Here is a 12,704-nt window from a genome sequence, read left to right as displayed (position 1 = left end):
TATCAGCTTCCCTTGTTGAAGACGGGTGTGCGCCAGACCGGATGCCCGGTATCCAGGCCGCGCACGGTCCGGTCATAGACGTCTTGCAGGCGGCGGGTGACAGGGCCCGGTTTACCATCGCCCAGTGCCAGGTCATCGACAGACAGCATCGGGGTCATTTCCTGCCCGGTGCCGCAATAGAAACCTTCGCTGGCGAGATGCAGTTCGGTTCTGCCGATGCGTCGTTCTTCCACCGGAATGCCCATGTCGCGGGCCAGTTCCAGCAGGGTGGCGCGGGTGACACTTTCGAGAATGCCATCGGCAACGCTGGGGGTCAGCAGTTTCCCGTCGCGCAGGATGAACAGACAGCCGCCCGGACCTTCGGCAAGGCTGCCGTCCGGGTTCAGCAGGATCGCGTTGTCATAACCGGCGGCTTTCGCCTCCAGCCCGGCAAGGCGGCTGTTCAGATAGTTGGCAGAGGCCTTGATGCGGGGCGGGCTGGCATCGTCTGCCAGACGGCGCCAGCTGGAAACCTTGAAGCGGCGGCCTTCATGGAAGGCGGCAATCCGGGGGCGCGGGCGGACAATGACATCCCAGCCGACCGGGCCGGTTGAATTCATGTCGCCCCAGTCATCGATATAGACCTGAATACGGATATAGACATCTTCATGGAAATCATTGCGGCGGATCGTTTCCGACACGGCGACGGCCAGTTCTTCAGCCGTGGGAGCGCCGTCGAAGCGCATCATCCGGCAGGAGAAGGCGAGGCGGTCCAGATGTTCCTTCAGCCGGAACACATAGGTCTGGTCGTCATTGTCATTCCGATAGCCACGGATGCCCTCAAAAACCAGCAGGGCGAATTCCAGCCCGGGCGCGGTGACACGGATGGTCGCCTGGTCCGGGGCGACATAGTCGCCGTTGTGACAGATCACCCTGATGCGGGATTTCGCATCAGGGGCAGCAGTAAGATCAGCCGGCATGTTGGGCCTCGCCTGTTGTCGATGAGATGGTTAGACTGGGGCAGGTTGTATTGAAATGCAGACAGGACCAGTGGACATGAATCTTTCCCTTCGTCAGCGCCTTGAAGACGGACAGCCCTGTCTTGGTGTCAGCCTGCGGCTGGCCCGGACGATGGACTGGGCGGCAATCATGCGCGACGCCGGTTATCACTGGCTGTTCCTGGATCTGGAACATGGCACGATGTCCTTCGACACCCTGTCCCAGATGGCGCTGGCGGGTATCGAGGCGGGTATCTTTCCGCTGGTCCGCACACCGGATCATGACCCGGCCCCGATGAACCGGATATTGTCGAACGGCGGTATGGGAATCATTGCGCCGCATGTCGAGACGGCGGATCAGGCCCGTGCCATTGCCCGCGCCTGCCGTTTTGCGCCGCTGGGCGAACGGTCGGTTCCCGGCGCTTTTCCGGCACTTGGCTATCAGCCGCTGGGCTTCGACAAAGGGGCGGAAATTCTCAATCGGGAGACGCTGGTGGTGGTGATGATTGAATCGCCCGCAGCGCTGGAGAACGTGGATGAAATTGCGGCGGTCGACGGTGTGGATGTCCTGCTGGTCGGAGCCAGCGACCTGACCTTTGCCATGGGACTTCCATCGCAATACGGCCATCCCCGTATCCGGGAGGCGATGCAGCAGGTGGCCGACGCCGCCCGGAACGCCGGTAAATTCTCCGGGTTTGGCGGCGTGGCCGATGCGGCGCTCGCGCGGGATTATATGGCCTTCGGACATCAGCTTGTGCTCGCTGGCAATGATCTCGCAATGGTACTGCGTGGTGCCCGGGGGCGGGCGGAAGATCTCATCGGTTAAACGGGATCACCGCCAGCGCAGGGTGTGAGCTTCAAACTTTTTGAGCGCGGCACTGATAATGGCGCCCGATGCGGCGAGAACCATGAGACCGGCAAAAACCGAAGCTGTATCAAAGATGCCGGAAGCCTGTGCAATCAGGAAACCGATACCCCGGTTTGACGACATGAACTCACCCACCACGGCACCGATCAGCGCATAGGGTACGGAAACCTTCAGTCCGGTCAGCACCCAGGCGGAAGCTGACGGCATGATGACGGATCGCAGCAGCTGCCATTCGTTCGCACCCATGATCCGGACCGTATTGATATAGATCTGTGCGACATCCCGGACACCGCCAAAGGTGTTCAGGAAGACCAGGAAGAAGACGATCACCGCACTCATGGCGATCTTGGATTCAATACCGATGCCGAACCACATGATGAACAATGGGGCCAGCGCGATTTTCGGCAGGCAGTAAAGTGCTGTTACATAGGGATCGAAGATCGTGGCGATGGCATCCCAGCGGCCGAACAGAAAGCCGAGGGTAAAGCCGATGACCGAGCCGATCAGGAAACCGGCGAAGGTGGCATAGAGGGTGATCCACAGATGTGTCGCCAGCGTGCCGTCCGTAATCCATTCATAGAGCCGGAGAATAACGGCGGATGGCGAGGAGATGAAGAACGGATCAATCAGGGCGCCGGAAGCATATTCCCAGAAACTGATGATGAAGACACCAAAGGCGATCTGCAGCGCAAACAAAACCCAGCGTCGCCGGGCGGCTGCGGCTTCATGCGCAACCACGGCGTCAGTGCGAAAATTCGGGCGGTCTTCCGAATGTTCGACAATCTCTGTCTTGCTCATAGATCCTCTCCCTTGTGGATCTCTGGCGCGAGTTCGGCCCAGAGTACTTCGTAATAATCCTGGAACTTCTTTTCAAAGCGGTCTTTGAAGACGTTGCGTTCTGCGCCGAGGTCAATTTCGCTGATATGTTTGACCGTGCCGGGCTGGCCGGTGAAGACGATGACACGCTGGGCCAGTGAAATGGCCTCGGCGAGATCATGGGTGACAAACACCACAGTCTTTTTGGTGTCGGCCCAGATTTTCAGCAATTCAGACTGCATGACCAGTTTCAGCTGCGCATCAAGCGCGCCAAAAGGCTCGTCCATCAGGATCGTGCCCGGTTCATAAATCAGCAGCTGCGCCAGCGCCGCGCGCTTGCGCATGCCGCCGGAGAGTTCTTTTGGAAAATGGTTCCGGAATTTGGACAGGTTGACCATCGACAGCATCCGGTCAAGACGGTCTTCAACCTCGCCCCGTCCGATACCCTGAATCTGTAGCGGCAGACGAACATTCTGTTCCACGGTGCGCCAGGGCAGCAGTGAATCCATCTGCGTCATATAGCCGACGGCCCGGTTCACACCGGTGATTTCGGCTCCGTCATGGGTGATGGTTCCGGTTGTCGGCTGGAAAATGCCGGCGATCATGTTCAGCAATGTCGATTTACCGCAGCCACTGGGGCCGACAAAGGCGACGAATTCGCCTTCTTCGATGGTCATCGAGGTTGGCTGGAGCGCATGTACTTCCTGGCCGCGTGCGATGAAACGCTTGGTGACCTGATCAACGACAATCGCCATCTGGACTTCCCGTTCGACTGATAAAAACAAGAACAGGGGGCCACGCCGAAGCGCAGCCCCCTGGAAAGAGTGGTCAGAGCTGCTTCATGGCTTCTTCGGCAATCGACGGGTCGTAAGCGTCGAGGAAGGAGAAGCTGGCCGGCATCGGATCCTTGTTCAGCGTCTTGAAGCTGAGATTGACGAATTCGATGTTCTTCTTGAAGTGATGCTCCCGCGGGGTCGGGTCCGGCATGTAGATCTTCGAGTTGCTGTCGAAAGCCTTCTCGAAGACGGCCGGGTCGAGACCCTTGAACCATTCCTGTGACCAGGTCTTGAAGGCTGCCGGGTCAGCATTGATGGCCTGTTGTGCCATAGCCAGACCCTTGACGTAATTGACCAGCGTTTCGCGTTTGGTCTTGATCGCTTCTTCGGACACGGCAACGGAAATATAGAGGTAGTCATTCAGTTCCGGCGGCGGGTTCTTCGCCATGTTGAACAGATAGGCACCGCCGAACTTGGCGATAGCAATGTCAGAGGTCGGTGATGACAGGCAGAAGCCGTCAATCACGCCACGTTCCATAGCTGCGAGAATGCCGGTACCGCCACCCTGAAGCGGGGTCAGTTCGGCTTCCTTGTCTGGCTCCAGACCAACCTGGGTCATCATGTAGCGCAGCAGGTTGTCCGGTCCGGCGCCCGGGCCGGTGGTGCCCATTTTCAGGCCCTTCAGCGCTTTGGCCTTGGCTTCAAAGGGGGATGACTCGTCAACGCCGAGCTTGTCGAGAATGTCTTTCTTCACAACGATGTTGGAAGCGTATTTGTTGACCAGACCTGCGATCAGTTTCACCGGCTGGTTCTGGACCTGCACCTTGATGGTCTGGTCAGGTGCTCCCAGCAGAATGTCGGCATTGCCGCTGAGCAGGGCGGAGGTGTTCACGCCACGGCCAGTGGAGGTGATGTTGACGTCGAGGCCGGACTTGTCAAAGAAGCCGCCACCCTTGGCGTAATCTTCTGCTGCCCAGAGCCAGGATTTGGCGGTCGAACGAAGGCTCTGCACGGTCGTCGCGGCAGAGGCTTCGGATGATGCAAACATGGTGAAGGCTGATGCGGCGCCCTGAATTGCTGCTGCGCCACCGACGGCTCCGAGGGCCTTCATGGCCGAGCGTCTTGAAACTTCGTATCCCATTGAATTTCTCCCTGTTGGTGCGCTGGCGGGTCAGGCCTGACCCGGCTGCTGCGCAAAGCTCCCGAACGGCGATAATTGAGGGACAGATGACGTGTTTTTCCGGCCAGCTTTTATCGCCACATCACATATTGTTATAACTTTAGTTCAATTGCAACAAAGGACATCTGTCCGGGGCTGGCCTTTCATCCCGGGAGACCGGTCAGGAAAACGGGTGGCTATCCGCGAAAATCAGGGGCGCAGGGCAGCGATATTCTCGGCGTAGCTGCCCTTGCCGTTGAACACGGCAGAACCGGCAACCAGCACATCGGCGCCGGCGGAAATGACATCCCGGACAGTCGCATTATTGACGCCGCCATCCACTTCCAGCTCAATCGGCCGGTCACCGATCATTTCCCGGATGCGGGCGATTTTCTGGAGTGAGGAAGGGATAAAACCCTGTCCGCCAAACCCGGGATTGACCGACATGACAAGAATCAGGTCGAGGCGGTCGAGCACATAGTCGAGCACGCTTTCCGGCGTTGACGGGTTCAGTGACACCCCGGCCTTCTTGCCGAGATCCCGGATCGCCTGCAGCGAGCGGTCGAGATGCGGTCCGGCTTCGGCATGAACGGTAATGATGTCGGCCCCGGCCTTTGCAAAAGCCTCGAGATAGGGGTCCGCCGGTTCGATCATCAGGTGCACATCAAGCGGCTTGGCAGTATGGGGCCGGATGGCCTGCACCACCATCGGGCCGATGGTCAGGTTGGGAACGAAATGGCCATCCATGACATCGACATGCACATAGTCGCATCCGGCTTCGTCAATCGCCCGGATTTCCTCACCCAGACGGGCAAAGTCGGCAGAGAGGATCGAGGGCGAAATCTTGACGGTCATGGCGGCGCTCCGGCGCTGAGAGAATGATGAGAGTTGGATAGCCCGTGCGGTCAGAGGCTGTAAAGACTCCTCTGCCGCCCGCTTCAGCCTTTGCGCTGTGCCTCGACCACAGCGACGGCCGTTGCATTATGAATGCCCCGTGCGGTCACTGACGGGGTCAGCACATGTGCCGGTGCGGAAGTGCCGATCAGCATGGGCCCGACCGAAACCGCGCCAGACATGGTTTTCAGCGCATTGAAGGTGATGTTGGCGGCATCCAGATTCGGGAAAATCAGCAGATTGGCGGTTCCGGTCAGCCGGCTGTTCGGGAATACCCGGTCGCGGCTTTGCGGATTCAGGGCGGAATCCGCATGCATTTCCCCTTCGACCTCAAGCTCCGGATAGCGTTCATGCAGCATCTTTGCGGCTTCCCGCATCTTCACCGCCTGCGGATAGTTCGTGGTGCCGAAATTGGAATGGGCCAGCAGGGCGATTTTCGGTTCGATCCCGAAATTCCGGACCTCGTTGGCGGCGAGCACCGTCATCTCGACGATTTCCTCGGCTGACGGGTCGGGGGTGACATGGGTGTCGCAGAGGAAAATACTGCCCTGGGGCAGGATCAGCAGGCTGAGTGCAGAGACATCATGCACACCCTTGCCGAGGCCAAGCACATCCATCACATGACGCAGATGGAACCGGTACTGACCATAAACCCCGCAGAGCATGGCATCGGCCATGCCCTTGCGGACCATCATCGAGCCGATGACGGTGGTGTTGGTCCGCATGATGGTCCGTGCCGCATCCGGTGAGACGCCGCCCCGTTCCATGATTTCATGATAGCTGCGCCAGAAATCCGTGTAGCGTTCATCCTGTTCCGGATTGACCACTTCAAAATCACGGCCCTCGCAGATCCGCAGGCCCATTTTTTCGATCCGTGAGGCAATCACCTCGGGCCGGCCGATCAGAATCGGCATGGCGATGGCATCATCGACAATGGTCTGCACGGCACGCAATACGCGTTCATCTTCACCTTCGGCATAGGCGACGCGGCGCGGGTCCTTGCGGGCGCTCTCGAAGATCGGTTTCATCACCAGCCCGGAGCGGATGACAAAGCGGCTGAGACTGTCGCGATAGGCCTGCATGTCCTCGATCGGACGGGTGGCAACACCGGAATCCATCGCAGCCTGCGCCACCGCTGAGGAGACTTCGACGATCAGCCGGGGGTCGAACGGTTTCGGAATCAGATATTCACGGCCAAACCGCAATTCCTCGCCACCATAGGCGGCGGCAACAATATCCGAGGATTCGATCATCGCCATATCGGCGATGGCCCGCACACAGGCGGCTTTCATTTCCTCGTTGATGTCGGTCGCGCCGACATCCAGCGCGCCGCGGAAAATGAACGGGAAGCAGAGCACGTTATTGACCTGGTTGGGATAGTCCGACCGGCCGGTGGCAATGATGCAGTCCGGACGGACTTCCCGTGCATCTTCCGGCCAGATTTCAGGTGTCGGGTTGGCCATGGCAAGGATGACCGGCTGGCTCGCCATCTTCGCGACCATTTCCTTTTTCAGGACATTCGGGCCGGACAGGCCAAGGAACACATCCGCGTCTTCGATCACGTCGCTCAGGTTGCGCAGATCGCTGTCCTGGGCATAGGCTTCCTTCTCGCGGGTCATCTCGTCATTGCGGCCCCGCCAGACCAGCCCGGCAATATCGCAGAGCCAGACATTCTCACGTTTCAGGCCAAGACTGACCAGCTGGTTCAGGCAGGCGATACCCGCTGCCCCGCCGCCGGTCGAGACCAGTTTCACATCCTCGATTTTCTTGCCGGTGATGCGTAAGGCATTGAGGATCGCCGCCGCCGTGACAATGGCCGTGCCATGCTGGTCATCGTGGAAGACCGGGATGTTCATCCGCTTGCGGCAGGCCTGTTCGATGATGAAACATTCCGGTGACTTGATGTCTTCCAGATTGATGGCACCGAAGGTCGGTTCCAGTGCGGCAATGATCTCGATCAGCTTGTGCGGGTCGGTCTCGTTGATTTCGATATCGAAGACATCGATCCCGGCAAATTTCTTGAACAGGACGGCCTTGCCTTCCATCACCGGCTTGGCAGCCAGCGGACCTATGGCGCCCAGACCCAGCACCGCGGTGCCGTTGGTCACGACGCCGACCAGATTGGCCCGGGCCGTGACGGTTGCCGCTTCCTTCGGGTCTTCGACAATGACCCGGCAGGCGGCTGCGACGCCGGGGGAATAGGCCAGCGACAGGTCGCGCTGGGTGGTCAGCGGCTTGGTCGCCATGATCGCCAGTTTGCCGGGTTTCGGCTCACGATGATAAATCAACGCCGCTTCATGCAGCTTCTCGTCGTCCATTCAAATCTCCCGTTCGCAGCAGGGCTGTATGGTAAGACGCCGGGGGCGGAAGGCCAAACCCGGAATGCGGATTTTCTGGTCCGCTTCGTTGTCCCGCTGTGGCTCTGGGCAGGGCCGGTCTGCGAAGGCCAGTCTTGTCAGGAGACAGACAAGAAAACCCGAGGGAAACCGCAATGACCCGAGATGCTGCCAGCCCGACCACCCATATCGATAACAGCCGGACCCGCGTGACCGAATGGCATTTTGCGCCCGGCGCCCATACCGGCTGGCATCGCCATGACCATGACTATGTCATTGTGCCGATGACCAACGGCTTTCTCGACATCGACACAGGCGGCGGCGTCATCACTCGCGCCGAGATGAAAACAGGCATCCCCTACTTCCGCGAAACCGGCGTCGAACATGACGTCATCAACGCCAACGACTATCCGTTCAGCTTTATTGAGGTTGAGTTTTTGTGAGGGGGAGTGAATGCTCAGGGACTGCGGTGACAGGACCAGGATCTTGGATGGCTCGGCTTGGTGCTGTCAGATGATTTCAAACCTGTCTCAGTTAGCAGACAGACGCCGGAACTTATGCTGAACGAAGCTAACGCCATTCGGCAAGAGCCGTGGTGCGATTCAACTTAAAATCTGATCGGATATGGAGATGGCACTCCTGTTGAGAGAGTTGTGAGCTAAGGCATGAACGGAGATGAATTTCTGTAAACTTCGCCTGCGTCGGAAGTTCAGCATCGCCCGTTCTCGCCTTCGAAATGGCTGGTGCGAATTTCACCCCGATTGTTCAGCCAACGGCTGGTTGCCTGTCGGGCGATATTGCCAATCTCTTTCATTGCAGCACCATAAGAACGCAAACGATCGGTAGCGGGCACATCAACCTTGCCATAGCGTTTCAGCGTTTTCTTGAGGAATTTCAACGCTGCCTTACAGGCTCGGCGCTTTGTGGCGAAGCTTTCCAGAACTTTTCCTTCATGATCCACTGCCCGCTAAAGATAATGCGTCTCGCCGTAAATCTTCATGAAAACCTCGTCCTGATGACACTGCCAGTTCGAGTGCGAATGATGATGGACCGGACGTTTCCGCAGCGAAAGCGGGAAACGCACATACATCATCACGGCGAGGCGGATGATTTCAGGAGACGTCTTGAAGTACCGAAATGGGCTGCGTTTTGTTATTCTCAAACGCTACGAGACATCCTTACCCATCTCAAGAAAGTTTCCTCTGACAGTGCCAGCATAGGGTTGAGTCATATCCCAAGGTCACACGCGAACCTCCAAGGCGCGGAGAATGCGGCTTCCCTCGGCAAACAGGATCAACTGATCTGTTCTGACCAGTGGCCGGTTGTGGCCAATGGTATTTCTTACAGGCGCAAGTCGTTGCATCGAAACTTGGAAGTCCGGCTTCGAGACAAAGAACCGTTGAAACGCATCATTCCAGTTTCTGCCTTCGATAATGATGTGCATTAACTCCATAAAGTCAGCGTAGTAGAGGAGGGGGAAGGAATCCCCGCGCTGCTCGTGTTCTGCTGCCTTTCGGTCCTGCCACTTCTTCCGAAGGTCACCATGAACCCTCCGCCGCAACCATGCATCTCCCTCGATCCGCCGAAGCTCAGTCTCGATCACGATGCGAAGCCGGTTCTCGATCTGTCCAAGCAAGCTGGCGTGCTGCGGATCGTATCTGCCGATCTCGCCGCCGTCTGTCCTGACCGGTGCAACAGTCTCGATGCGCAGTTCGAAACCCGCAGAAATCAAAACTTGCGGATAGGCATCTTGCGGGAAGGCGACAACTTCAGCGTTCAACCCGGCATCAAACTGCGCGGTTTCTCGATCTGCCGAGGATTGGTCTTCGTCAAAAGCAATCGGTTCCCCCAGTTCTTCTGCAAATACCTCTTGGCCCGCAGGGTCGAACGGCTCGGCACTGCTGGAAATGTCGTGCAGGCGGGCGATACGGGCAAAGCCAACTGTCGAAACGCCAAGGTGATCCTCAAAAGCCCACGGATTGTTAAGCTGCGCCATCCTGTCAGCAAGCGATGCTTGCCAAATCTCCATGTGCTGGAAATGCTCATGAAGAGGGTGAATCGCCTGAGCTGCCGCAATGGAAAAGCTCTGTAGCTGATCCGCCAACGGGACAATCGCGTGATGCTCATTCGAAACCAGGTGCTTCAAATTTGCGTCGATCCGTTGCAGCGCGTCGAAGGTTTCTGGCCTCGCCAAAAACTTGTGTGCGGCTGCAACCACGCCGGACATTTCTGCCCATTGCTGCGATCTGGTGAATGTCTTGAACGCGGCATGGGTTGTAGTAACGGAATCCATCAATCTTTGGATGTCTTTCTGCTCAAGCATCTGCACTGCCTGAAGGGCGGGGGAGTTTTCAAGCTCGCGAAGCATCCTTGTCGCCGGACCGTTTTCCATCTGGCGCATGAGTCTTTGTGCCGGACCTTCACTCAGTTCCAGCGCGCGGCGCATTGCATCGCTATCGAATGGATCTCTGGTCATGTAATTTCAGCGCAAAATATACCTTCGTTAAAAAGTCCAATCTTCAGCCTCCATAAAACCTTCCAGTGACATACACGGGATACCGAAATGGCGGCAAATGTTCGGAATTTTTGCGCCGTTCGGCGGCTCGCCTTCAAGAGTTACAACCGTCGCGCCAATGGCGTGGGCGCGTGCGATAATGAACGGATCAGCGTTCAGTCCTCCCTTCAGAAGCTTCTTTCGCTCGATGAGGTGTAGGAAATGCGGCACCGCAAAAATTTGCCCCACGAAACCTGCCTCCGCCGCATTTGGTGCAGGAAACAGGTCACGTTGGACCGCAGCCCAATCGCGCAAGGCGGCAACCCGGTCTCCCTCAATTTCTCGGTACACCTCGCGGGTCGATGTGATCTCACCGTTTTCGATCAGCTCGTCAAACTGCTCCCAAAGGGTCGGGAACCGGTTGCGATAATAGCTGTGGAAAAGTTGGGAAAATGCGTTCGTATCGAAAACGTAGCTCAAGGCGCTCTCCTTGAGACATATTCTTCAAGGCGGGTCAGGTTCTTGGGTTTGGTGTCGAGAATGTCAGCAAGTTGATTGTAGTCGATCCGGTTCTGGTAGAACCGCCGGAAAGCTAGGTTGATATACTCAGTCCCAAGATACGCAATTTTGGTGTTGTAGTGGTCTCCTCCCGTGCCGTGATGGCCTTGTTCGGCCCATCGCCGTGCGGCCTGATCATACTCGCCCGGAGTGATCAGGTCGCGGTCGAGAAACTTTCTAAAGATGAACTCGCGACTGACGCTAAACAGTTGTGCCAACTCAGTCGCTGTCGCCTCCGTCGGTGCCTGACCGGCAAAAGTAGCATCGAAGGCATCTTCTGGCACAAGAAGACAAGCCGCCATACGATTGCAGATGACCTCGATCCGCTGATTATCTCCGACCAGCTCATCCACGAAGCCGTCGCCGGTCCGGTCGATGCCACTTGTATGGAAGAGCAGGTGCGCAAGTTCATGGAACAGCGTGAAAATTTGCCGGGTCTTCGCGGTAGTGTTGTTGACGTAGATGATCGGAAATTCGTCATCATAGAGGCAGAACCCGGAATAACCCGGCTCCCGGAAAGAGTCCTTGAAAACATAGACACCGACACCCAGAAGCACCTTGCGCCACTCCTCCAGCGCCGTCTCCACATTGCCCCACGCGAACTGCTGCTCCATCGTAACGCCCAGATAAGCCCGGACCTCAGCTGCGATTTCCTCAATGCGGTCTGTCGGGCGGAACGCCAGATCATGGATAATCAGCCGCTTGGCGGGATTGCGGCCCCCGCTCAGCTCTTCAACGCTCATCTGGAACGTCCGGGCCTTGCGCAAAAGCAATCGGATGCGAGGCGATATCTCGGCAATCTGGTCTGGACCCAAGGTGCGGAAGGTTTCTTCGATTGGCGGCAGATCGGGCGGAGCCGGAAAGAAGAATACCGCAACCGGCACCTTGAACTTTTCGGCCATCCTTTCGAGCTGCGGATAGCTCGGAAAAGACTCGCCGGCTTCCCATTCTACGATCTTGCGAAAGTCCGATATTGCAGCATCCATAGAGTACCCGGCTCGCTCCCGTGCCCAGGTCACAACTGCCGGAGTAATTGGCATAGCTTCGGCCATCAGACCGAAACCCCGACTTCCCGGTTCATGGCACGCTGCAATGTGCTGCGGTTCACGCCCAAAATCTCGGCCATGCCAGAAACGGTTTCCCACTTGGTCTCGATGGCGGTCTTCGCCTGGATGATCTGCGTCGGGGAAAGCGCCGGTGGACGCCCCAGCCGCTTGCCGCGCTTTTTGGCCGCGCGCAGCCCTGCCTTTGTCCGCTCTTGGGTAAGATCGCGCTCGAACTCGGCCAGCGCGCCCATGATATGAAAAACCAGTCGCCCTCCAGCGATCGTCGTGTCGATCCCATCTGTCAGACTGCGGAACTCGATGCCGCGTTCCCCAAAGAGATTCAGAAGATGGATTAGGTCGGCAATGGATCGGCCTACACGGTCCAGCTTCCAGACCACCAGAAGGTCGCCGGAACCTAACAGCTCCAACGCCTCGAAAAATCCAGCACGGGTCTCGGCTGCCTTCACACCGCTCTGCGCCTGGTCGGTAACGATCCGGTCGCAACCGGCCTCGGTCAGCGCCTCGATCTGTAGATCAAGGTTCTGTTCCTCTGTGGACACCCGTGCGTAACCGATTTTCATGGATTCTTTTTGCACGAGGTTTTTGCGGCGGTCCAGCACCAATCAGATCAATGACTTGGCGGGAGGCGAAAAACTGCCGCAAAAAGGATCCTTTTCGTAGCAGTTTGGTTGAGACCGATCATTCGCAGCGCTTTGCAAGAACTCACAGAGTGCGGATTATCTACCGTAGGACAGTGCTGTCAGACCAATTCGAACCAGT

At 57.6% G+C, this 12,704-nt stretch carries 12 protein-coding genes and 1 pseudogene; 2 read left to right on the top strand and 11 right to left on the bottom strand.

Translation table 11 applies throughout. The annotated features are described in order from the left end of the window. Positions 1-2: 2 nt before the first annotated feature. Entirely contained in the window at positions 3-959 is a 957-nt protein-coding gene (gene ilvE / locus GH722_05555; protein ID MRG71223.1) for a branched-chain-amino-acid transaminase, read from the bottom strand. Between the two features lie 55 nt (positions 960-1,014). Here ilvE and GH722_05550 point away from each other — a divergent pair, with 55 nt between their 5' ends. Next, complete coding sequence (locus GH722_05550; GenBank protein ID MRG71222.1) at positions 1,015-1,803, top strand: aldolase; 789 nt, start codon at positions 1,015-1,017, stop codon at positions 1,801-1,803. Positions 1,804-1,809: 6 nt separating this feature from the next. On the opposite strand, the gene GH722_05545 is transcribed toward GH722_05550, so the two are convergent. The 5 genes from GH722_05545 to GH722_05525 form a co-directional block, all read right to left on the bottom strand. Beyond that, positions 1,810-2,643, bottom strand: a complete 834-nt coding sequence (locus tag GH722_05545; GenBank protein ID MRG71221.1) for an ABC transporter permease subunit — start codon at positions 2,641-2,643, stop codon at positions 1,810-1,812. Next, positions 2,640-3,416, bottom strand: coding sequence for an ATP-binding cassette domain-containing protein (locus tag GH722_05540; GenBank protein ID MRG71220.1), 777 nt, complete (start codon positions 3,414-3,416; stop codon positions 2,640-2,642). Before GH722_05540 ends, GH722_05545 begins: the two co-directional genes overlap by 4 nt. A gap of 73 nt (positions 3,417-3,489) precedes the next feature. Continuing rightward, the gene (locus GH722_05535) at positions 3,490-4,578 is read right to left on the bottom strand and encodes a hypothetical protein (GenBank protein ID MRG71219.1); all 1,089 of its coding nucleotides are present in this window, start codon (positions 4,576-4,578) and stop codon (positions 3,490-3,492) included. 228 nt (positions 4,579-4,806) lie between these two features. Beyond that, the gene (locus GH722_05530; GenBank protein MRG71218.1) at positions 4,807-5,451 is read right to left on the bottom strand and encodes a ribulose-phosphate 3-epimerase; all 645 of its coding nucleotides are present in this window, start codon (positions 5,449-5,451) and stop codon (positions 4,807-4,809) included. An 83-nt stretch (positions 5,452-5,534) separates the two neighbouring features. Beyond that, positions 5,535-7,808 carry an NADP-dependent malic enzyme gene (locus GH722_05525; protein MRG71217.1) on the bottom strand — a complete coding sequence of 758 codons (2,274 nt, stop codon included), beginning with the start codon at positions 7,806-7,808 and terminating at the stop codon, positions 5,535-5,537. Positions 7,809-7,981: 173 nt separating this feature from the next. On the opposite strand from GH722_05525, the gene GH722_05520 reads away from it, so the two are divergent. Beyond that, positions 7,982-8,269 (top strand): cupin, encoded by a 288-nt coding sequence (locus tag GH722_05520; protein MRG71216.1) that lies wholly within the window; start codon positions 7,982-7,984, stop codon positions 8,267-8,269. Positions 8,270-8,396: 127 nt separating this feature from the next. On the opposite strand, the pseudogene GH722_05515 reads toward GH722_05520, so the two are convergent. The 5 genes and pseudogenes from GH722_05515 to GH722_05495 form a co-directional block, all read right to left on the bottom strand. Continuing rightward, positions 8,397-8,982: pseudogene (locus tag GH722_05515) on the bottom strand (DDE-type integrase/transposase/recombinase). Positions 8,983-9,066: 84 nt separating this feature from the next. Continuing rightward, positions 9,067-10,302, bottom strand: a complete 1,236-nt coding sequence (locus tag GH722_05510) for a hypothetical protein (GenBank protein MRG71215.1) — start codon at positions 10,300-10,302, stop codon at positions 9,067-9,069. Positions 10,303-10,329: 27 nt separating this feature from the next. Beyond that, positions 10,330-10,800 (bottom strand): DUF4411 family protein, encoded by a 471-nt coding sequence (locus tag GH722_05505; protein MRG71214.1) that lies wholly within the window; start codon positions 10,798-10,800, stop codon positions 10,330-10,332. Then, complete coding sequence (locus GH722_05500; protein MRG71213.1) at positions 10,797-11,930, bottom strand: ImmA/IrrE family metallo-endopeptidase; 1,134 nt, start codon at positions 11,928-11,930, stop codon at positions 10,797-10,799. The genes GH722_05505 and GH722_05500 overlap by 4 nt, the downstream gene beginning before the upstream one ends. Further along, positions 11,930-12,505 carry a recombinase family protein gene (locus GH722_05495; protein ID MRG71212.1) on the bottom strand — a complete coding sequence of 192 codons (576 nt, stop codon included), beginning with the start codon at positions 12,503-12,505 and terminating at the stop codon, positions 11,930-11,932. Before GH722_05495 ends, GH722_05500 begins: the two co-directional genes overlap by 1 nt. Positions 12,506-12,704: the final 199 nt, after the last annotated feature.

The sequence above is a fragment of the Alphaproteobacteria bacterium HT1-32 genome (genome assembly GCA_009649675.1).
GTDB lineage: Bacteria > Pseudomonadota > Alphaproteobacteria > Rhodospirillales > HT1-32 > HT1-32.
This window is presented reverse-complemented; position numbering and strand designations above follow the sequence as displayed.

Excerpts from the sequence above, each read along its gene's own strand:
- GH722_05545 (MRG71221.1), bottom strand. The coding sequence starts at position 2,643 with ATGAGCAAGACAGAGATTGTCGAACATTCGGAAGACCGCCCGAATTTT.
- ilvE (MRG71223.1), bottom strand. The coding sequence starts at position 959 with ATGCCGGCTGATCTTACTGCTGCCCCTGATGCGAAATCCCGCATCAGG.
- GH722_05510 (MRG71215.1), bottom strand. The coding sequence starts at position 10,302 with ATGACCAGAGATCCATTCGATAGCGATGCAATGCGCCGCGCGCTGGAA.
- GH722_05540 (MRG71220.1), bottom strand. The coding sequence starts at position 3,416 with ATGGCGATTGTCGTTGATCAGGTCACCAAGCGTTTCATCGCACGCGGC.
- GH722_05535 (MRG71219.1), bottom strand. The coding sequence starts at position 4,578 with ATGGGATACGAAGTTTCAAGACGCTCGGCCATGAAGGCCCTCGGAGCC.
- GH722_05550 (MRG71222.1), top strand. The coding sequence starts at position 1,015 with ATGCAGACAGGACCAGTGGACATGAATCTTTCCCTTCGTCAGCGCCTT.
- GH722_05500 (MRG71213.1), bottom strand. The coding sequence starts at position 11,930 with ATGGCCGAAGCTATGCCAATTACTCCGGCAGTTGTGACCTGGGCACGG.
- GH722_05520 (MRG71216.1), top strand. The coding sequence starts at position 7,982 with ATGACCCGAGATGCTGCCAGCCCGACCACCCATATCGATAACAGCCGG.
- GH722_05530 (MRG71218.1), bottom strand. The coding sequence starts at position 5,451 with ATGACCGTCAAGATTTCGCCCTCGATCCTCTCTGCCGACTTTGCCCGT.
- GH722_05495 (MRG71212.1), bottom strand. The coding sequence starts at position 12,505 with ATGAAAATCGGTTACGCACGGGTGTCCACAGAGGAACAGAACCTTGAT.
- GH722_05525 (MRG71217.1), bottom strand. The coding sequence starts at position 7,808 with ATGGACGACGAGAAGCTGCATGAAGCGGCGTTGATTTATCATCGTGAG.